Source organism: Domibacillus sp. A3M-37 (assembly GCF_024213455.1).
In the GTDB taxonomy this organism is placed as follows: domain Bacteria; phylum Bacillota; class Bacilli; order Bacillales; family Domibacillaceae; genus Domibacillus; species Domibacillus tundrae.
Map to the genome: position 1 here is coordinate 155,566 of NZ_JANAVL010000008.1, position 20,756 is coordinate 176,321.

At 42.7% G+C, this 20,756-nt stretch carries 18 protein-coding genes and 2 pseudogenes; 18 read left to right on the forward strand and 2 right to left on the reverse strand.

The features are described 5' to 3' along the window. Positions 1-68: 68 nt before the first annotated feature. The 9 genes from NLX67_RS13905 (at position 69) to NLX67_RS13940 (ending at position 8,104) form a co-directional block, all read left to right on the forward strand. Positions 69-1,001: a carbohydrate ABC transporter permease gene (locus tag NLX67_RS13905; RefSeq protein WP_254312145.1), complete on the forward strand. Its 933-nt coding sequence runs from the start codon at positions 69-71 to the stop codon at positions 999-1,001. A 3-nt stretch (positions 1,002-1,004) separates the two neighbouring features. After that, positions 1,005-1,841, forward strand: a complete 837-nt coding sequence (locus NLX67_RS13910) for a carbohydrate ABC transporter permease (protein ID WP_254312146.1) — start codon at positions 1,005-1,007, stop codon at positions 1,839-1,841. Between the two features lie 29 nt (positions 1,842-1,870). Next, a complete protein-coding gene (locus NLX67_RS13915) occupies positions 1,871-3,355 on the forward strand; it encodes an alpha-N-arabinofuranosidase (RefSeq protein ID WP_046179458.1) in 1,485 nt (494 codons plus the stop codon). Then, complete coding sequence (locus NLX67_RS13920; protein WP_046179457.1) at positions 3,348-3,599, forward strand: hypothetical protein; 252 nt, start codon at positions 3,348-3,350, stop codon at positions 3,597-3,599. Before NLX67_RS13915 ends, NLX67_RS13920 begins: the two co-directional genes overlap by 8 nt. A gap of 18 nt (positions 3,600-3,617) precedes the next feature. Then, positions 3,618-4,283: a YesL family protein gene (locus NLX67_RS13925; protein ID WP_254312147.1), complete on the forward strand. Its 666-nt coding sequence runs from the start codon at positions 3,618-3,620 to the stop codon at positions 4,281-4,283. 64 nt (positions 4,284-4,347) lie between these two features. Next, on the forward strand, positions 4,348-5,853 hold the full coding sequence (arfA, locus tag NLX67_RS13930; protein ID WP_254312148.1) for an arabinosylfuranosidase ArfA: 1,506 nt from the start codon (positions 4,348-4,350) through the stop codon (positions 5,851-5,853). 269 nt (positions 5,854-6,122) lie between these two features. Beyond that, the gene (locus NLX67_RS23060) at positions 6,123-6,296 is read left to right on the forward strand and encodes a hypothetical protein (RefSeq protein WP_309143136.1); all 174 of its coding nucleotides are present in this window, start codon (positions 6,123-6,125) and stop codon (positions 6,294-6,296) included. After that, a complete protein-coding gene (locus NLX67_RS23065) occupies positions 6,277-6,492 on the forward strand; it encodes a family 43 glycosylhydrolase (RefSeq protein ID WP_309143137.1) in 216 nt (71 codons plus the stop codon). Before NLX67_RS23060 ends, NLX67_RS23065 begins: the two co-directional genes overlap by 20 nt. A 121-nt stretch (positions 6,493-6,613) precedes the next feature. Continuing rightward, the gene (locus NLX67_RS13940; RefSeq protein WP_254312149.1) at positions 6,614-8,104 is read left to right on the forward strand and encodes an alpha-L-arabinofuranosidase C-terminal domain-containing protein; all 1,491 of its coding nucleotides are present in this window, start codon (positions 6,614-6,616) and stop codon (positions 8,102-8,104) included. Between the two features lie 14 nt (positions 8,105-8,118). Here NLX67_RS13940 and NLX67_RS13945 read toward each other — a convergent pair. Next, positions 8,119-8,339, reverse strand: a pseudogene (locus tag NLX67_RS13945) (transposase); the annotation flags it as partial. 193 nt (positions 8,340-8,532) lie between these two features. On the opposite strand from NLX67_RS13945, the gene NLX67_RS13950 reads away from it, so the two are divergent. The 7 genes from NLX67_RS13950 to NLX67_RS13980 all read left to right on the forward strand — a co-directional run bounded on the left by NLX67_RS13950 (position 8,533) and on the right by NLX67_RS13980 (position 18,032). After that, positions 8,533-9,501: a substrate-binding domain-containing protein gene (locus NLX67_RS13950; RefSeq protein ID WP_254312150.1), complete on the forward strand. Its 969-nt coding sequence runs from the start codon at positions 8,533-8,535 to the stop codon at positions 9,499-9,501. A 24-nt stretch (positions 9,502-9,525) separates the two neighbouring features. Further along, a complete protein-coding gene (locus NLX67_RS13955) occupies positions 9,526-11,310 on the forward strand; it encodes a cache domain-containing sensor histidine kinase (RefSeq protein WP_309143134.1) in 1,785 nt (594 codons plus the stop codon). Positions 11,311-11,323: 13 nt separating this feature from the next. Next, positions 11,324-12,514: a response regulator gene (locus NLX67_RS13960; protein ID WP_254312152.1), complete on the forward strand. Its 1,191-nt coding sequence runs from the start codon at positions 11,324-11,326 to the stop codon at positions 12,512-12,514. 223 nt (positions 12,515-12,737) lie between these two features. Further along, positions 12,738-13,835 (forward strand): multiple monosaccharide ABC transporter substrate-binding protein, encoded by a 1,098-nt coding sequence (gene chvE / locus NLX67_RS13965; protein ID WP_254312153.1) that lies wholly within the window; start codon positions 12,738-12,740, stop codon positions 13,833-13,835. After that, positions 13,832-15,367, forward strand: a complete 1,536-nt coding sequence (mmsA, locus tag NLX67_RS13970) for a multiple monosaccharide ABC transporter ATP-binding protein (RefSeq protein ID WP_254312154.1) — start codon at positions 13,832-13,834, stop codon at positions 15,365-15,367. The genes chvE and mmsA overlap by 4 nt, the downstream gene beginning before the upstream one ends. A gap of 3 nt (positions 15,368-15,370) precedes the next feature. Then, entirely contained in the window at positions 15,371-16,573 is a 1,203-nt protein-coding gene (gene mmsB, locus NLX67_RS13975) for a multiple monosaccharide ABC transporter permease (RefSeq protein ID WP_375143382.1), read from the forward strand. 292 nt (positions 16,574-16,865) lie between these two features. Then, entirely contained in the window at positions 16,866-18,032 is a 1,167-nt protein-coding gene (locus tag NLX67_RS13980; RefSeq protein WP_254312155.1) for an iron-containing alcohol dehydrogenase, read from the forward strand. Between the two features lie 44 nt (positions 18,033-18,076). On the opposite strand, the gene NLX67_RS13985 is transcribed toward NLX67_RS13980, so the two are convergent. Beyond that, positions 18,077-18,799 carry a class I SAM-dependent methyltransferase gene (locus NLX67_RS13985; RefSeq protein ID WP_254312156.1) on the reverse strand — a complete coding sequence of 241 codons (723 nt, stop codon included), beginning with the start codon at positions 18,797-18,799 and terminating at the stop codon, positions 18,077-18,079. A 119-nt stretch (positions 18,800-18,918) separates the two neighbouring features. Between NLX67_RS13985 and NLX67_RS13990 the strand changes: the two genes are divergently transcribed. After that, positions 18,919-19,089 (forward strand): helix-turn-helix domain-containing protein, encoded by a 171-nt coding sequence (locus tag NLX67_RS13990; protein ID WP_254312157.1) that lies wholly within the window; start codon positions 18,919-18,921, stop codon positions 19,087-19,089. A 455-nt stretch (positions 19,090-19,544) separates the two neighbouring features. Further along, a pseudogene (locus tag NLX67_RS13995) lies at positions 19,545-20,187 on the forward strand (cation transporting ATPase C-terminal domain-containing protein); the annotation flags it as partial. Between the last annotated feature and the right edge of the window lie 569 nt (positions 20,188-20,756).

Below are 20,756 nucleotides of genomic sequence, written 5' to 3' on the forward strand. Positions count from 1 at the left end.
CGTAATAGAAAGGCAGGATGAGAAATTCCTGCCTTCTATACAAATAAGTGAAAAGAAAGGGGATTGTTATGAGTGAACGCGCTGTATCAACAACCGATAGCAGTCGGTCGAAACGGTCCATAAAAGACTTCTTTCTGTCGAGAAAAGTGGTTCCCTACGTTTTTGTATCGCCTTTCGTTATTTCTTTCCTGCTTTTGTTTTTGTATCCGCTCATCAGCGGCTTTATCATGAGCTTTCAAACCATATTGCCCGGCCAGACAACGTTTGTTGGGGCAAGCAATTACGAACGCATTTTGAATCCAACTTTTTTTAAAGCGTTGTCTAATACAACGGTTTATGTTGTTTTGACGACTGTCATTTTAACGATACTGCCCATGATCTTGGCAACGATGCTCAATTCTAAGTTTGTCCGTTTCTCCAATGTGTTTCGTGCTTCCTTATTTATTCCAGCATTGACATCCACTATTGTAGCGGGTGTTGTGTTCAGGCTCATGTTTGGAGAATCTGAGGCTTCTCTTGCAAATACCGTTGTCGGGTTTTTCGGTATTGAACCGCTGGAATGGAAGTTTGGGGCAGCAACAGGGATGTTTTTAATGGTGCTTCTTTGTACATGGAAATGGCTTGGTGTGAACATTCTTTACTTTATGGCTGGTCTTGCAAACGTTCCCAGAGAGTTGTATGAAGCAGCAGAAATGGATGGAGCAGGTATCATCAACAAGTTCCGCCACATTACACTTCCAATGCTAAAGCCGATTACAGTGTATGTTGTAACGATTACGATTATTGCCGGCTTCCGGATGTATGAAGAGTCATACGTGTTTTGGCCTGAAGGTTCACCGGGTAATATCGGTTTAACAATTGTCGGCTACATCTACCAGCAAGGTTTCCGTATGAATGATCTTGGTTTTGGTGCAGCTATCGGTGTTGTGTTAATGCTGATTATCTTCATTATTAGTATTCTTCAGCTTGCACTGTCTGGCACGTTAAAGAAAGGAGAGTAAAACATGTTAGCACGAGACAGGTTTTTCACAATTATTATCACGATCGTTATCGCACTTATTGCGATTTTGGCTCTCTTCCCGCTGTTTTCTCTCATGATCTCTTCTTTACGGCCGTCTTCAGAGTTAATGAGAAACGGGATTACGCTTTCTATACCGTTTGAACAATTGAATTTCAGCAACTATACGTATATTTTTACGGAAGCCGGAAATTATTGGGGCTGGTATATAAACAGTATTTTGATTTCCGCAGCGAGTATTATCCTTTGCCTGTTTTTCTCTTCGATGGTCGGATATGCTCTGGCTGTTTACGAGTTTAAAGGGAACCGTTTTATCTTTATCCTTGTTTTACTGATCCTCATGGTTCCATTTGAAATATTGATGCTTCCGCTGTACCAGCTGATGGTTGGGCTGCAAATGATTGATACGTATTTAGCGGTCATTTTACCGATGATGGTGGCGCCGATTGCCGTTTTTTTCTTTCGCCAGTATGCATCAGGCCTGCCGAAAGATCTTATGGAATCAGCCAGAATGGATGGATGTACAGAATATGGGATTTTCTTTCGCATTATGGCACCGCTTATGCTGCCATCATTTGCGGCAATGGCGATTTTGCAAGGGCTTTCGAGCTGGAATAATTTCTTATGGCCGCTCGTTGTGCTTCGTTCTAATACGATGTTTACCCTCCCGGTCGGCTTAGCAACTCTTTTAACGCCATATGGTAATAACTACGATATTTTAATTGCGGGATCTGTTATGACGATTCTTCCTGTTGTCATCCTGTTCTTGTTCTTCCAGCGTTACTTTATCGAAGGATTGACAGTAGGTGGCGTAAAAGGATAAGGAAAATTTATTGATAAAGGAATGATAAAGTGAAGCATACAGCTGTATTAAATACTGATATTGAGCAAGGAAAAATTAACAAGAACATTTACGGTCACTTCGCCGAGCATTTAGGCCGCTGTATTTACGAAGGCATTTGGGTAGGGGAAGATTCACCGATCCCGAATGAAAAAGGCATTCGGACAGATGTGCTTGAAGCGCTGAAAAACGTTCAAGTGCCGGTTCTCCGCTGGCCGGGCGGCTGTTTTGCCGATGAATATCATTGGAAAGACGGCATTGGGCCGCGTGAAAACCGCAAGCATATGGTGAATACCCATTGGGGCGGAGTTGTGGAAAACAATCACTTTGGCACGCATGAATTTATGATGCTTTGTGAAATGCTGGAGTGCGAGCCTTATATATGCGGCAACGTTGGCAGTGGAACGGTTCAAGAAATGTCTGAATGGGTTGAATACATGACGTTTAAAGGTGAATCTCCGATGGCAGACTGGCGCCGGGAAAATGGAAGGGACGAGCCGTGGGAACTAAAATACTTTGGTGTCGGAAATGAAAACTGGGGCTGCGGCGGTAATATGCGTCCCGAATATTATTCTGATTTATACCGTCGCTATCAGACATATGTGCGTAACTATGATGGCAACCAAATTTACAAAATTGCCGGCGGCGCAAATATAGATGATTACAATTGGACAGAAGTGCTGATGAGAGAATCAGCCCGCTTTATGGATGGATTAAGCTTACATTATTACACGATTCCAGGTGAATTTTGGACGGGCAAAGGAGCTGCAACTGGTTTTCCGGAAGATGAGTGGGCCATCACAATGCAAAAAGCGTATCGTATGAACGAATTGCTGACAAAGCACAGCACCATAATGGATAAATATGATCCGGAGAAAAAAGTGGCGATTATTGTGGATGAATGGGGTACGTGGTTTGATGTAGAGCCGGGAACCAATCCAGGGTTTCTATACCAGCAAAACACGATTCGCGATGCGCTTGTCGCAGCGATCCATTTTCACATTTTTCAGGATCACCACGAGCGGGTACAGATGGCGAACATCGCCCAGACAGTTAACGTGCTTCAGGCAATGATTTTAACAGAAGGAAGTGACATGATTTTAACGCCTACGTACCACGTGTTTGATTTGTTTAAAGTGCATCACGATGCTGTGAAATTGTCACTTGAAGCCAATGTGGGAGACTATGAGTCAATGCCGCAGGTCAGCCTGTCTGCTTCAAAAAATACAGAAGGAGCGATTCACATCAGCTTGTGTAACATTGACTATGGAAACGAAGCGGAGGTCGCTGTTGATTTACGTGGAATGGCTGTTGAATCTCTTCACGTGACAGGAACCATTTTGACAGGAGAACAAATGGATGCCCATAACACATTTGATCAGCCGGATCATGTAAAACCGGCATCGTTTCAAGACTTCTCTCTCTTAGGCACGTCATTAACTGTGAAAATGCCGCCAATGTCCGTTGTTGTTCTTGAACTGAAAGAAAATGAGTAAGATTTCTTCTTGTAAAGGATGTACGGGAAGTGTATCAGTAGAAAAGCAGCCGCACGTTTTCTTTACAGATGATTCCTTGTTAGAAAAAGAAGAATTATTGAGACGAAAAAGGCGCCTTGAATTTTGCACGAAATGTGAGTTTTTGCAATATGGAACAACATGTGGCCAATCAGGCATGCTTGTTTCATATCGTGCAGGCTTAATAGAAGCAAAATGTCCGCACCCGGCAGAAACAAAATGGTGAAACACAGGAGGAATCAACATGAAACCCAGTTTATTTATGGAAAAGCTGACAAACGTTTTTTCCTGGACGGCCAAATTAGCTTATGTCCACTTTCTTTGGATGCTTTTTAGCACGGCAGGTCTTGTTGTTTTTGGTATTTTTCCGGCAACAGCTGCTTTAATGACGGTCTGCAGAAAGTGGCTTGATGGAGAAGAAAGCGTGCCAGTATTCCGTTTATTTTGGGCTTCCTATCGTTCATCATTTTTATCTTCCAATCAAATAGGTCTTGCCTATATGGTGGCGGCACTCGTTTTATATTTAAACTTTCTAGTGATTCAGGAAAACGGAGCCGGGCTTGCTATGATTGCGGCATTTTATCTGGCTGTGTTCTTTCTGGCTATAACAGGCACACATCTATTGCCATTGTATGTAGTGAGAAAAGAGTCATTTCTTCATACATGGAAAACAGCTTTTATTATGAGTATCGTGAATCTGCCTATTTCGATTGCTGTTCTCGTTAGTCAATCTGCTATTTATTATTTGCTTTTTTCATATCCTTCAGCGGCGCTTTTTTTTCTTAGCAGCATACTGGTGATGATTCAGCTTTGGCTTGTGCAGCATTCATTTAACCGAGTAGAAAGAAAAGCTGAAGCATTGAGAGCGAAAAAAGCCGCACCGCCTGTCCATAAAACATATACTGCGTGAATCCGGAAGTTACGGATTCCCTTATAAAAAAACGTGTACGTACACGATAAAGGAGAAAATAATTATGACACAAAAAGCGAAAATGACAATTGATAAAGAATTTGTAATCGGCCAAATCGATGAGCGTATTTATGGATCATTTATTGAACATTTAGGGCGTGCTGTCTATGAAGGAATTTACGAGCCGGATCACCCGTCTGCTGATGAACAAGGATTCCGGACAGATGTTATTGAACTCGTAAAAGAGTTGAAAGTGCCGCTTGTCCGCTATCCAGGAGGCAATTTTGTCTCAGGATATAATTGGGAAGACGGGGTAGGGCCTGTTGCAGAACGACCGCGTCGGCTTGACCTTGCCTGGCGGACGACGGAAACGAATGAAATCGGCACAAATGAATTTATGGACTGGGCGAAAAAAATTAACGCTGAAGTAAACATGGCGGTTAATTTAGGTACACGTGGTATTGATGCAGCACGCAATCTGGTAGAGTACTGCAACCATACATCAGGTTCTTACTGGAGTGACTTGCGTATTTCCCACGGGTACAAAGAGCCGCATAAAATTAAGACGTGGTGCTTAGGAAATGAAATGGACGGTCCGTGGCAAATTGGCCATAAGACAGCTCATGAATATGGACGTCTTGCTGCTGAAACAGCAAAATCAATGAAATGGGTAGATTCTTCTATTGAACTAGTTGCCTGCGGAAGTTCAAACCGCCATATGCCTACATTTGCTGAATGGGAAGCAACTGTTTTAGACCATACGTATGAGCATGTCGATTACATCTCTCTCCATACTTATTATGGAAATCGTGATGGTGATTTAGCGAATTATCTAGCGCAATCAATGGATATGGATCAATTTATTTATTCCGTTATTTCCATTGCCGATTATATTAAAGCGAAAAAGCGCAGCAAGAAAACAATCAATCTGTCATTTGATGAATGGAACGTCTGGTTTCACTCTAATGAAGCGGATAAGCAGATTGAACCATGGTCGATTGCGCCGCCACAGCTTGAAGATATTTATACATTTGAAGATGCCTTGCTGGTTGGAAGCATGCTAATCTCTATGCTGCGCCGTGCAGACCGTGTAAAAATTGCCTGCCTTGCTCAGCTTGTTAATGTCATTGCACCGATCATGACAGAAAAAGGCGGGGAAGCTTGGAAGCAGCCGATTTTTTATCCATATATGCATGCATCTGTTTTTGGAAGAGGAACAGCATTGCATGCGAATGTATCTTCTCCGAAGTATGACTGTAAGGATTTTACCGACGTCCCTTATTTAGATACAGTTTCTGTGTACAACGAAGAAGAAGAAACGGTTACCATTTTTGCAGTAAATCGTCATCAAGAAGAAGCGCTAAGTCTTGATGCCGACGTAAGGAGTTTTGAAGGTTACACAGTAAAAGAGCATATCGTTCTTGAAAACGATAATGTAAAAGCGACAAATCAACATAATCGTTCAAATGTTGTTCCTCATAATAACGGAGATGCAAAAGTGGACAATGGACAATTATCTGCTCAATTGTCGAAATTATCCTGGAACGTGATCCGTCTCGCAAAAGCGTAAAAATAAAAAAGGAAGGATGCGCATACGGCACCTTACCATAACCCGTTGCTTTTAAAGCAAGCAGATCCATTTATTTATAAGCATACAGACGGCTTTTATTACTTTAACGCCTCCGCCCCAGAGTTTGACCGGATTGACCTGCGCCGTGCAAAAACCATTGATGGCCTCCGGGAAGCGCAAGCTATAACGTCTGGGCCAAGTCCAAATAAGGTCCGTTAAGCAGCCTTATTTGGGCGCCGGAGCTGCACTATATAGAAGAAAAGTGGTACATCTATTTTGCCACAGCGCCGAGTGAAGCGGGGCACCCAGAACATAAAACGTTCCAGCATCGCATGTATGCGATCGAAAACGACAACGAAAATCCGCTTGAAGGTGAGTGGATAGAAAAAAGGGCAGGTAAAAGCGAACTGGTAATCTTTTTGTCTGGACGCAACTGTATTTGAGCATAAAGGAGTTTTCTATTATGTATGGGCGCAGAAAGATCCGGACATTTTAGGGAATTCAAACTTATACATCGCTGAAATGGAAAGTCCGTGGACACTAAAAGCTAAACAGGTGATGCTGACAAAGCCGGATCTTGAATGGGAAATGAGAAAAATTCCTGTGAATGAGGGCCCGGCGGTATTAGGTTGTGTCTGAAAACTAAAAAACATGAAATAAGCATTGCCCCATCTCGACGTTTCACCTACAATTTTTTGTAAAAAGAATAATAAATTGGACTAATGTGTGTGCGTACAAAAACAAAGTAAAGGAGTGTCAGATGGTGTCTAAATTAAAGATTAATTCAAGGAGAGAACTTAGCAAAAGAGACAAGAAAATTTTCGGTCAATTTCTGGAGCATTTTCATCGTCAAATCTATGGAGGAATTTATGATCCGACATCTGCTTTTTCCGAAAACAATGGATTTCGTCAGGATGTTTTGGAAGCGCTTAAACGAATTCAGGTTCCAATTATACGCTGGCCAGGAGGATGCTTTGTTTCTGCCTACCACTGGAAAGATGCAATAGGAAAACAACGGACTCCTTACTTTGATAAAGCATGGCGGGTAGAGGAGTCGAATGAATTCGGAACAGACGAATTTATAGAGTATTGCCTATTGCTTGGTGCCGAGCCTTATATTTGTACCAATGCCGGGACCGGTTCTGCTGAAGAAATGAGTGATTGGGTTGAATACTGTAACCTCCCTTCCGAAGGAAAATGGGCGAAACTACGTATTGAAAATGGCCATCCTGCCCCCTATAAAGTGAAATATTGGAGCATCGGTAATGAAAATTATGGCCATTGGGAAATGGGGGCCAAAGATGTTAAGGAATGGGGAAGGTTCGTAAGAGAATCGGCCAAGATGATGAAGCGTGTTGATCCTACCATCGAGCTGATGGCAGCGAGCATTTCGGATTTGGATTGGAATCTGGATTTGCTGCGGGAAGCAGGACAATATCTCGATTGGATTTCTATTCATGACTATTGGGATAAAGTGCAAGAGAACAACGATTTATCAGATTACGAGACTTGTATGGCGTATACCATGGACATTGAACAGCCTATTTTAAAAACGAAGTATATTCTCGGCTCACTTGGTTATTTAGGTAAAATTCGTATCGCATATGACGAATGGAATCTTCGAGGCTGGCATCATCCGCATGTTAATTCCGGAACGGAGGATTATTTAACCCCGAGGGATAAAAATGATATCAATTCCAGCTACACAATGGCGGATGCTGTGTTTACAGCTTGTTTCTTAAATCAGTGTCTCAAACATAGTGATGTGGTCGGAATGGCGAATTTCTCTCCTATCGTGAATACAAGAGGAGCCATCTTTACCCATCAAGAAGGGATTGTCTTGAGACCAACTTACTTTGTGTTTGAGCTCTATACTCGTTACCTTGGGGATATCATCGTAGATTCCTGGTTATCAGAGAGTTCAATTTTTCATGTTGATACGGCCAATATGACAAAGAGCATCCCGAATGTAGATGCAATCGCTACCAAAAGGTCGGGAAGTGAAGGTTTAAGGGTTGCGCTGATAAATCGCCATCCGGATCAGGCAGAATCTGTTACAGTTCAGCTTGACAGTTCAATCCAGTATTCGAATGCTGTACTTTATAGTGTGGTCGGAGATTCGAAAGACGCTTATAACGATATCGGTAAAGAGCATGTTCGTATCATAGAACAGCATTTAAATTGGAAAATACCATCTGATCTTACTGTCGAAATTCAGCCTCATTCAGTGAACGTTTTGGTAATAAAGTAGGGAGATCTTCGTCGAACTTCTGTGGCCACTTTCGAATCGTGAACGCTGCCGGCAGAGAGCTGAAAGTAAAGGGGATTTCCTAATCCATCTACAATCGTATGGATTTTTGTGGTGTGCCCGCCGCGGCTTACGCCGCTATGCTGGTTCGATTCGGCATTTACAGCCCCTTTTTAGCCCCTGCGCTATGCTGGTGGGCTTTGACAGAGGTAGAATCAATCATGAGATTTTCATCATCCATCTGGACATTTAGCGCCCAGTTCAAAACAAGGCACCGGCATCCGCTTTATAAAATCAGGAAAGAATGTGTGTTTCTTATGCACATTCTTTTTTTTGTGTTTAACCAATTGTTGTAGAAATTAGGTAAAAATGCTATCTTGAAAATATGTTATACGTACAAGTTAATCATCCTTTTTGAAAGGGGATTCATTTTGAAAAAGCTTTTCATTATCTATATGTTATTGATTGGGGTATTTGGCCTTTATTTTTATTACTATCAAATGAGTGAAAAAGAATGGGAGCAAAGTGAAACGGCTTCTTTATCGAAATCACTGGATGAAAAGTATGTGATGGTTACGTTTCAAGCAGGGATTGACTATTGGAAACCGGCCATCAAGGGGTTCGAAGATGCGGCTGAAGAGCTTGGCGTCTCGGTAGAATACCGGGGAGCGCCACAAGTGGACGTGTATGAACAAATAACCGTGCTTGAGCAGGTGATTGCGAGGCAGCCGGCGGGGATTGCCATCTCCGCTGTTGATGCAGCGAGGTTGAATGCAACGATTAAACAAGCATTGGAAGCAGATATCCCTATTGTTCTATTTGATGCAGATGCACCGGATAGCGGTGCGGCGTCTTTTTTAGGCACAAACAATAAAGAAGCGGGAGCGGCGGCGGCTCACAAGCTGGCGGCCATTATGAACAGAAAAGGGAAAACAGCTGTTATTACAGCACCAGGCCAATTAAATTTGCAAGAGCGGAAGGATGGATTTGTTCAAGCGATTGAAAGCTATCCTGAAATGGAAGTAGTGGCGGTAGAAGATGGACGGCGTGATGAAATGACCGCAAAACAGGCAGTGGTTGATTTACTAAAAGAGCACCCGGATATTGAAGGCTTTTTTTCAACGGAAGCAAACGCGGGAGCTGGCATTGCACAAGCGGCCAGAGTGTTGCAAAAGGACCTTCATATTATCGGGTTTGATACGTATAAACGAACGCTGGATTTAATTAAAGAAGGAGAAATGGATGCGGCCATTGCGCAAGGAACATGGGAAATGGGCTATCAATCTCTTCACTTTTTAGTCCAGCTTTATCAAAATCCAGATCGAGAAATCCCTAAACGCGTGAATACGGGTGTAACTGTTGTAACAAAAGAAAACGTAGAGGCGTATTACGCATGGTAAGCTGACAGGAAATGAGAGATGCAGATGAAAACAGGCAAATGGAAATTAAACGATATTCCGATTAAGCATAAACTTGTTGTCCTTCTTCTTATAATCACCATTATTCCGGCGATTGTTCTTAGTGTATTGGTTGCAGTGACAGTGGAAAAAGTGATTGAAAAACAAGTAACGGATAATACCCTTCAGCTCATCGGGCAAGTGAATAAATCATTGGAATATTACGCGGGAAATATGCAGAATGTAAGCTATTTACTGTCATTTGATCCAGAATTTGAAATGTTTTTGGATGGGCAGGGAACGGAGCAAGGAAATTATGCTATCCGTCAATTTATGCAAAGGCTTACAACTCTTTATCCGGAAGTAGCTGGTATTCTAGCTGTAAACAACAAGGGAGAATCCGTCAGCAATGAGTTATATGCACCGCCTGACCAAGACTTAACCGAAGAAAATTGGTACAAGCAAGCAGTGGAAGGTGCCGGTATTTTTAAAATGATCGGCCATCCAAAGAACAGGTCGATTACGAGTCACGTTCATTATGGAGAAGATGAGGTGGTCTCCGTTGTTCGTGCCATTGTGGACCCCGATACCAAACAGGTAAAAGGGGTCATTTTAATCGATTTAAAACTTCGTGTTATTGCGGAGGCAGCCCGGAATATTAACACAGGGAAAGCCGGTTATTTAATAGTGCTTGATGAAAACGGGGAGGCAGTTTATACACCAGAACCTTCATTGCTGAATGGCATTCCGGCCAGCCGGTTTAAAGAAAAAGCAGCCGGTTCATTTTCAACCTTTTTCGAAGGAGAAGAGCGCCAGCTTATTTTTCAAAATCAGCCGTTTACAAACTGGACGACAGTAGGTGTATTTTCAACGAAAGAATCGGTTGTAGAAGTGCGCAAAATCAACTTTTTTGTCGTCTGTTTTATTTTTCTGATTTTTTTCGTGGCGATCACAGCAGCGTACGTATTATCCAATTCCATGTCGCGGCCGATTATGCGTGTGATTTCCTTTATTCAAAAAGTGGAAACCGGTGATTTAGCCGCCCGTTATAAGGACGACCGAAAAGACGAAATCGGCATGCTGGGGCGCAGCTTAAACCGGATGCTCATGCAGATTCATAAATTAATGATGATAAATAAAGTGCAGGAGCAGAAAAAGCGGGAAGCAGAGCTGCGCAGTCTGCAGGCCCATATTAAACCACACTTTTTATACAACACATTAGATACGATCAATTGGATGGCGCGCAAACAGGGTGCAGAAGATGTAGCAGAAGTAGTCGATTCACTGTCTACGTTGTTTCGGATCGGATTAAGCAAAGGGCATGATATTATTTCCATTCGCGATGAAATGACACATATTAAAAGCTATTTAAGCATTCAAAAAGCCCGTTATAAAGACAAGCTGAATTATGATATTCAGATGGCTCCGGAAGTAGAAAAAGCAGCTGTGTTAAAGCTGGTCCTGCAGCCGGTTGTGGAAAATGCGATTTACCATGGAATCAAGGAACGGCGCGGCCCGGGGCATTTGAAGATTTCCGCTTTTAAACGAAACAGCCATCTGCTTCTAACAGTTGAAGATGATGGGGCAGGTATGACAGAAGAGCGGCTGGAGCAAATTCGGGCTAAATTAGCATCCGTACAGCCAACCGAAACAATGCAGAAAACAGATTTTGGCTATGGAATGATGAATGTCCAGGCAAGAATTCAGCTTGTATTTGGCCCGGAGTACGGTATTCATCTTGAAAGTAAACCCAAAGCCGGTACAAAAGTGGCGATTACACTGCCCTTGACCCGGCATTTATTATCGGAATAAGGGGAGAAAACAAATGGAAGCTTGGAAAGTATTAATCGCCGATGACGAACCAATGATTCGGGAAGGGCTGAGAGATTCGATCGACTGGCCGCAGCTTGGCATGGAAGTAGCTGCTGAAGCGGAAGATGGGGAGGAAGCGCTCGAACTCGCCATCGAACATGATATTCATGTGCTGCTCGCTGATTTAAATATGCCGATTATGAATGGAATTGATATGATTCGTGCGTTAAAAGAACAAAAGCCAGATTGCCAGGTTATTATTATTACCGGGCATGACGAATTTACATATGCGCAGGAAGCACTCCGCATGAATGTGACGGACTATATTTTAAAGCCGGTTAAGCCGGAGCAGCTTCGAGAAGTTGTCACAAGAGTGCGTGACAAGCTTGAAGAAACTCGAAAAGAAGCCGCTCGCATTCAGCGGATGAACACGCAAATTATAAAAAACGAACTCGCGTTAAAAGAAACATTCGGAAGAGACTGGATTGCAGGTATCATGGAAAAAGAAGAGATAATTGCCCAGCTTGATTTCTTTCGGCTGTCATCGGGCACCCCAGCAGAGATCGGCATTATTCGAAGTCAGGCATACCGTTCCGGAAAGCCGCTTTTAACTGAAAACGACCGCCGAATGATGCTGTTTGCGGTAAAAAATATTGCGGAAGACTGGCTGAAGGAAACAGAGCACCTGTTGTTTTCAAATGAAGAGCATGTTGTTTTAATCACGTGGGTACCATTATCAGACAAGCTGATTCGGGCGATCGAAGAAACACTGAAGCAATATATGAACATACATAGCCAGTTTTACCGGGAAAATGTAATAGAACATGTCGCCTGCTCATATAAAAAATGCCGGGAGCGGGCAGAGCAGGATGCTGCGGCTTCACCCATTGTCCGCCGGGCAAAAGAATACATTAATCAGCATTTTGAAAATCCCGGTCTTTCCCTTGAATCAACAGCAGAAGCACTGCAGGTTTCCCCCGTTTATTTAAGCCGGATCATTAAGCAGGAATTAGGGATTTCATTTGTCCAGCTTGTAACCGGGAAACGAATGAATAAAGCGGTTCACCTGCTTGAAACAACAGATTTGACTATCCTGAACATTGCAGAAGCTGTCGGATTTGAATCGCAGCATTACTTCAGCACTGCCTTTAAAAAAGCGGTAGGAGTTTCTCCGAATCAATACAGGAAAAAGAGTTTTTCTTAACGAAAATAAATAGGGAATAGGGGGAGATGGCGCGATTATGTTTTAATCGCGCCATCTTCTTTTTCTTATTCAAGCAGCATGGAGCTTTTTGATTCTTTTTATGAAAGCGTTTTAACAAAAGTTAAATTTTTATAAAAAGCGATAAATTATTGAAAAGACGCTTTTTGAGCGCGGTGCTATAGTCAAGATAAGACAGAAAGGAACAAAAAAGGGGGAGCATTGAATGAAAAAGTGGCTTTCAGTTCCAATCCTTCTGCTGCTGGCATTCGTTTTATCCGCGTGCGGCGCGGTCGACACGAGCGGAAGTGAGAAAGGATACATCGGAATTTCCATGCCGACGAAATCATCTGAGCGCTGGGTGAATGACGGTGAGAATATGAAAAAACAGTTTGAGCAGCTTGGTTATAAAACGGACCTTCAATATGCAGAAGATGTCGTCGAAAATCAAACTGCTCAAATTGAAAATATGATTACAAAAGGTGTCGACGTTCTCGTAGTAGCACCAATTGATGGCCAGGCGGCGCTGACCACAGTACTGGAGCGGGCCCATAAAGAAGGTATTAAAATTATTTCGTATGACCGATTGATTCAATACAGCGACTACATTGATTACTATGCGACATTCGATAACTTCCAGGTTGGTGTGCTGCAGGGCCAGTACATTGAAGAAAAACTCGGGCTTAAAAATGGAAAAGGACCTTTTAATATTGAACTTTTTGCCGGGTCTCCGGATGACAATAACGCTTATTTCTTTTTTGACGGAGCGATGTCGATTATTCAGCCGTATCTCGATAGCGGACAGCTCGTTGTGAAAAGCGGTCAGACGAAATTTAACCAAGGAGCGACACTCCGTTGGGACGGGGCATTGGCGCAGGCACGAATGGATAATTTGTTAAGCGCTTACTACACAAGCGATCAGCTGGATGCTGTATTATCTCCATATGATGGAATCAGCATTGGTGCCATTTCTTCTTTAAAAGGAATCGGTTATGGGTCCGCGGAAAAACCAATGCCGGTTATTACAGGACAGGATGCGGAGCTTGCCTCTATTAAATCGATTATCAGCGGCCAGCAAACGCAGACGATTTTCAAGGATACACGCGAACTGGCGCAAAAAGCAGTGGATATGGCCGTTGCCGTATTAAACGGTGAACAAGCTGAAGTAAATGATACGGAAACATATGATAACGGCGCAAAAGTCGTGCCAGCTTATCTTTTAAATCCGGTATCAGTAGATAAAGAAAATTACGAATCTGTTTTAGTAGAAAGCGGCTATTATACGGCTGAGCAGCTCGGCCAAAAAGAAGAGGTGGTACAATGACAGACATTATTTTAGAAATGCGCAGCATTACAAAAGAATTTCCCGGTGTCAAAGCGCTCTCGAATGTGAATCTTCAAGTAAAAAGAGGCGAAATTCATGCGCTTTGCGGTGAGAACGGCGCGGGGAAATCAACATTGATGAAAGTACTGAGCGGCGTGTATCCGCACGGTTCATATACTGGCGATATTTTATTCGACGGCGACGTATGCGAATTTAAAAACATTCGCCAAAGCGAAGAGCGCGGCATTGTCATTATTCACCAGGAACTCGCGTTGGTCCCATATCTCTCGATTGCTGAAAATATTTTTCTCGGCAACGAAATTAGTAAGAATGGAGTCATTGACTGGAACGAAACAATGATGCGCACGAAAGAACTTTTGCAAAAAGTCGGTTTGAAAGAATCGCCGCAGACGAAAGTGGAAGACATCGGTGTTGGGAAGCAACAATTGGTCGAAATAGCGAAAGCGTTATCAAAAGATGTGAAGCTGCTTATTTTAGACGAACCGACTGCTTCATTGAACGAAAACGACAGTGAAAATCTGCTTAACTTATTGCTGGAGTTTAAAGGCTACGGCATGTCGGCCATCATGATTTCTCATAAGCTGAATGAAATTGAGCGTGTGGCGGACTCGATGACCATTATTCGGGACGGACAGTCGATTGAAACACTCGACATGAAAAAAGACAATGTGAATCAGGATCGAATTATTAAAGGAATGGTTGGGCGTGATTTAACAAATCGCTACCCGGAACGTACACCGAAAATCGGTGAGACAATTTTTGAAGTGAATAACTGGACGGTGTATCATCCGACTCACGCTGAGCGGAAAATGATTGACGATGTCAGCCTAAGCATCCGGCGAGGTGAAATTGTCGGGGTGGCCGGCTTGATGGGTGCCGGACGCACGGAACTTGCGATGAGCATTTTCGGCAAATCGTACGGAAAGAAAATTAGCGGCCGTGTTGTAAAAAACGGAAAAGAAGTTCAGTTCCCGAATGTGGCAAGCGCGATTAAGCAGGGCATGGCATACGTATCGGAAGACCGTAAAGGGAACGGCCTCATTTTAATGGATGACATTAAGCAAAACATTACACTGGCGAGCCTTGATAAGATTTCAAAGAGAGCCGTCATTGATGAAAACAAGGAAATGATCGAAGCGGAAAGCTACCGGAAAAAGCTGCGGATCAAAACGCCATCTGTCCTGCAAAAAGCCGGCAATTTAAGCGGTGGAAATCAGCAGAAAATTGTTCTGAGCAAATGGATTTTCTCAGAACCGGATATTTTGATTTTAGACGAACCGACACGAGGCATTGACGTCGGCGCCAAGTATGAAATTTACTCCATCATTAATGGGCTTGCCGCCGAAGGAAAAGGAATCTTGCTTATTTCATCTGAACTGCCGGAGCTTCTTGGCATGTGCGACCGCATTTATGTCATGAACGAAGGATCCATTGCCGGTGAAGTGAACAAAGAAGAAGCAAGCCAAGAAACACTAATGATGTACATGACAAAACAAAAGGTGAGGGGATAAACGATGCAGTCACACGCCCAAAAAGAAAGAAACTATTCATCGCTTCAGCCGGAATCGCCATTGAAACAATTGTTCAAAAACAATATGCGCCAATACAGCATGATTTTTGCGCTCATTGTTATTATGCTCCTGTTTCAAGTGCTGACAAGCGGACTGCTTCTTCAGCCGCTCAATATCACCAATTTAATTTTGCAAAACAGCTATATTTTAATTTTGGCCATTGGCATGATGCTCGTTATTATTACCGGCCATATTGACTTGTCTGTTGGCTCTATCGCCGCGTTTGTTGGCGCTATTTCCTCCATTTTAATGGTCAATTATGAAATGTCTACATTTGGCGCCGTTGTCATCTCGCTTCTTGTCGGTGCGGCAATCGGTGCATGGCAGGGCTTTTGGGTAGCCTACGTAAAAATTCCGGCGTTTATCGTAACGCTTGCCGGCATGCTTCTGTTCCGAGGATTGACCATGATTGTTTTGGAAGGGAAGTCGATCGCGCCATTCCCTGAAACGTTCCAGAAAATGAGCTCCGGCTTTATTCCAGATGGAAGTGCAGCGAATGTTGTCACGTTGCTGATTGGTGCAGTTTTATCGATTGCGATTGTAGTTACGCAAATAAAAGCACGCCGCACACAGCTTAAATTTGATTTTGATGTTCAGTCAAAAGGCTTGTTTATCTTAAAGCTTGTCGGCATGGTCGTATTGCTAAACGTATTTACATACGTGCTTGCTTCTTATGAAGGTATTCCAAACGTATTGATTTTGCTTGGGATTTTAATTATTGTCTACACATACGTGATGAGAAAAACAAAAGCCGGCCGTCACATTTATGCGATTGGCGGCAATGAAAAAGCAGCTCAGCTTTCTGGTATTAAAACAAAACAAATGACGTTTTGGGTATTTGTCAACATGGGTGTCCTATCCGCACTGTCCGGTTTAATTTTTGCGGCGCGATTAAACGCGGCCACACCAAAAGCCGGAAACTTGTTTGAGCTTGACGCGATTGCGGCCTGCTTTATCGGCGGCGCTTCCGCATACGGCGGCATTGGTACTGTGCCGGGCGCGATTATCGGCGGTCTTGTTATGGGGATCATGAATAACGGAATGTCCTTATTAGGTCTCGGCATTGACTGGCAGCAGGGCATTAAAGGACTCGTCCTTCTCGCTGCAGTTGCATTCGATATTTACAATAAAAATAAAGCGGGTTAATTAAGAAGAAACTGCCTTGAAAAGCTAATGGAATTTAGCTTTTAAGGCAGCTTTTTTATTATTCAATTTTATAACAGTATACTTTCATACACTATATGATAAAAAAGTGCGTACTTTTAATTTTGTTTTTAAGTGTTTAATATATACCTAAAGTGATAAATGTTTTATGTGAAGTTTAGTGCAAACGGATTAATGAAAACAAAGTGGGGCACGATAATAGACATCCGAGCAATAAATGACCAACTGGCTTGATTTACAGCATGAAACGTTATTTTGAAAGGAGAATACAACAATGAATCGATTTACAATTCCCAGAGATATTTATTATGGGGAAGGCGCCCTGGAAACATTAAAAACGTTGGAAGGAAAAAAAGCCACGATCGTTATCGGAGGCCAATCCATTAAAAAATCGGGTTATTTAAATAAAATGGAATCGTATTTGAAGGAAGCCGGTTTTGAAATACAGCTGATTGATGGAGTTGAAAATGACCCATCTGCTAAAACAGCTAAAGACGGCGCGAAAAAGATGGAGGAATTTCAGCCGGACTGGATTATTTCAGCTGGCGGCGGTTCACCAATTGACGCGGCTAAATTGATGTGGATTTTTTACGAAAACCCTGACTTGCCATTTGACAAAATCAAAGCACCGAATGCATTGCCTGTGTTACGCAAAAAAGCGCGTTTTGTGGCCATTTCCACTACAAGCGGTACAGGGACGGACGTATCACCATTCTCGGTCATCACAGATCATGAAACGGGCACAAAGTATCCGGTATTCGGTTACGACATTACCCCGGACGTCGCAATTATCGATCCGGAACTCACTTATTCAATGCCGGCTGACATTGTCGCCTATACAGGAATGGACGCGCTGACGCACGGAATCGAAGCGTACGTATCAACAATGCACAACGTATTCACCGACCCTCTTGCGCTGCAGTCGGTTAAAATGGCTGTAGACAATATCGAAAAATCAGTTACCGGCGACAAGCAGGCAAGAGCAGATATGCATTATGCACAGGCTATTGCAGGTATGGCTTTCTCAAACGGGTTTTTAGGAATTGTTCACAGCTTATCTCATAAGAGTGGCGCGATTTTTAATATTCCACACGGTCTTGCGAATGCGTTGTATTTGCCGTACGTTATTGATTTTAATAAAAAAGCGGACAGCTCCCGATTTGCAGAAATCGCGAAAATGCTTGGACTTGCCGGAAATACGGAAGACGAACTTACCGATGCGTTAACTGATTTGCTTCGCCGATTAAATAAATCACTAAATCTTCCATTAACATTGAAGGAATTCGGCGTTGATGAGCAGGAATTTAACCGCCAGCTCGATCAAATGGCTGCAGGAGCAATAGAAGACCCTTGTACGCCATCGAATCCACGTGAAGTATCTGTAGAAGAAATGAAAAAGCTTTATATCGCTGCTTTCAACGGAGAAAAAGTAACATTCTAATAAAAAACGGGATTTCATGTTTAACAACAGGAATCCCGTTTTTTTTATTTCTTGATCCCAGCCACACGAATCCGCCAGTAATCTGCAATCCAATGATCCCCATTAAAACATACTTCTTTCAATTCGTTCACCGCACCGTTCGTAATCCGCTCTTTTTCTCCGGGTGTCTGCTCACCCATGACAACATCGCCGAACATCTTAATCCAGTTTCGCATTCCATCCACACCATCCAGGCGAGTAGGCCGTTCAAAGTGCTCCGCAAACGAAACGTGGAATCCTGTCTGCTCCATTAACGACGTATATTCACCGATTGACGGAAAATACCATGGATATGTACTAGTATCATAACCATCGATTTGATGAATAATTGCCTGGGAAATAAACGCGACATTTCCTTTTCCGCCAAACTCCGCTACAAACCGGCCTCCGGGTTTCAAGCTTTTCCAAATACTTTTTAATACGTGATCCGGCTGCTTCATCCAATGAATGGCCGCATTTGAAAAAACAGCGTCAAATTCTTCTTCATATTGCAAATCGTGTGCATCTCGTACGAAAAAAGGGACATCCGGATATTTTTGTTTTGCCTCGTCGATCATTGATGCTGACTGATCCACGCCAACAGCATGCACTCCTTCGTGAAATAAAGCAGATGCCAAGTCACCCGTGCCGCAGCCTATATCTAAAATCCGCTCTTCAGCAGATGGAGCCAGCAGCTTTACCATATCCTGCCCGAATTCTGATACGAATCGGTGTTTTCCATCGTACAATTGCGCATTTCAATTCATTATTTTCCCCTCCTCTTAGTCATTATAGTGTTGTTTATATATAATTAAAATTAACAAATAATGAAAAATATTGATAACGAAACGGAATAAGGGGATGCGGAATGAATATACATTGGCTTAAAACATTTATAAAAGCCGCCGAAACGGAAAATTTTCGACAAGCTTCAGAAGTGCTGTATATCACTCATCCGGCAGTCGCAAAACATATTCAGCGGCTTGAAGACGAGCTCAATATTCAATTATTTGAGCGTACAGGAAAATCAGTGAAATGAACGCCAGCCGGCTTGTTCTTTTTGCCGAGTGCGAAAGAGATAATCGATTCGTTTGATCGCAACATGGAAGATTTTAATGCATGGAAGCAGGGATGCACAAAAAAGCTGTCCATTGCCTGCGCTCCGCAAATTGCATCATCTTTTTTGCCACAGCTGCTTAATCGGTTTGTAAGCTAATTCCCCCATATTGATGTTCATGTTGATATTGCCAAGTCATACGATATTGGCGAAAAAGTAAGCAGTGGTATTGTCGACATCGGTCTTGCGTGAATGCCATCTGCTTACGCGAATACAGCCAGCATCGTCGTCGATGAAGAACTCATTGTGCTTGCAGGTCCGATTGTGGAGAGGGCAGACGAAGCATTCCTTCTGGCAAGCTTGTGGCAGCGGGCATCCAGTTCGGGTTTGGCGAAGTTGTTGAATCGATCATTATTTTTCTTGTTCTTCTATATATAAATGCAGTCGGCGTTGGTCGTACCGTATTTAACAATATTAAAAAAGCAATCGGTTATTTATTCGCTGGAAATCTCGGCACAATTATCGCCATTTTATTTGCTGTTTTCTTCAATTTTCCAAATCCGTTCACTGCGCTGCAGCTGTTGTTTATTAATTTAATCAACGGCTCGCTTCCGGCGCTGGCTCTTGGAATGGAAAAGAAGAACCGGGCGTGATGAAGGGGGTGCCAAGCGACTTAAAAGAAGGCATCTTTTCAGGAGAGACATTAAAAGCAGTCGTCACGCGGGGATTGCTCATCGGGACAGCTGTTATTATCTCTCATTACATGGGATTGCAAATATCAGAAGAAACGGGGATTGCAACGGCGTTCACGACGCTGATCCTTACCCGTACACTTCGAACCTTTGCAGCTCGCTTAATACACAAACCGTAGTCGGAGCAGGACTTTCCAGACACAAATACTTCCTCGGCGCTGTCGGTCTATGCTTTTTACTATGTGGTTTTGCTGTGCTGCCAGGCGTTAGAAGCATTTTTTCTATCCCTGCTTCGTTTGGCTTGAGTGAATGGCTTATCGCGACAGGTTTTGCATTTGCATCGGTTGTCATGATGGAGGGGATAAAGCTTCTTCAAAATAAAAGATAAAAACAACTTGGCCAAGTTGTTTTTATTCAAGGAAGGATTCCTATGACGGTTCCAACTTTAAAAATCATTCCGAAAAAATTTTTGACTTTTTTCAAAAAAGTGTTGACCTTTAGCGCACAAGGATGATATATTATTAAACGTCGCTGAAACAACAAGCGAAAGTCATAATGATTTTTGAAACGAATTACATTAATAATTTTGTTTAAAAAAACATTGACTTGCTTTTGAGAAGCGTGATATATTAAAATCCTGTCATTAAGAAGCTGCTTCATTTGGAATGAAGAAGTGGAAGAGAAGAGATCTGGAAGCGAACTTTTCGAAAAAAATATTTTCCGAAAAGCTGTTGACACCTTAACTGCATTAATGATATGATGTTATAGCTGTCGAAGAGACAGAATAGCCGATTGAACATTGAAAACTGAACAAAATCAATAAAAACGTCAACGTTTTAAGCAAGAAACTTCTATTATAAGATGCTTGTCATTTTATGTGGAAACAATTGAGCAATCAAACACTTTTTGGAGAGTTTGATCCTGGCTCAGGACGAACGCTGGCGGCGTGCCTAATAC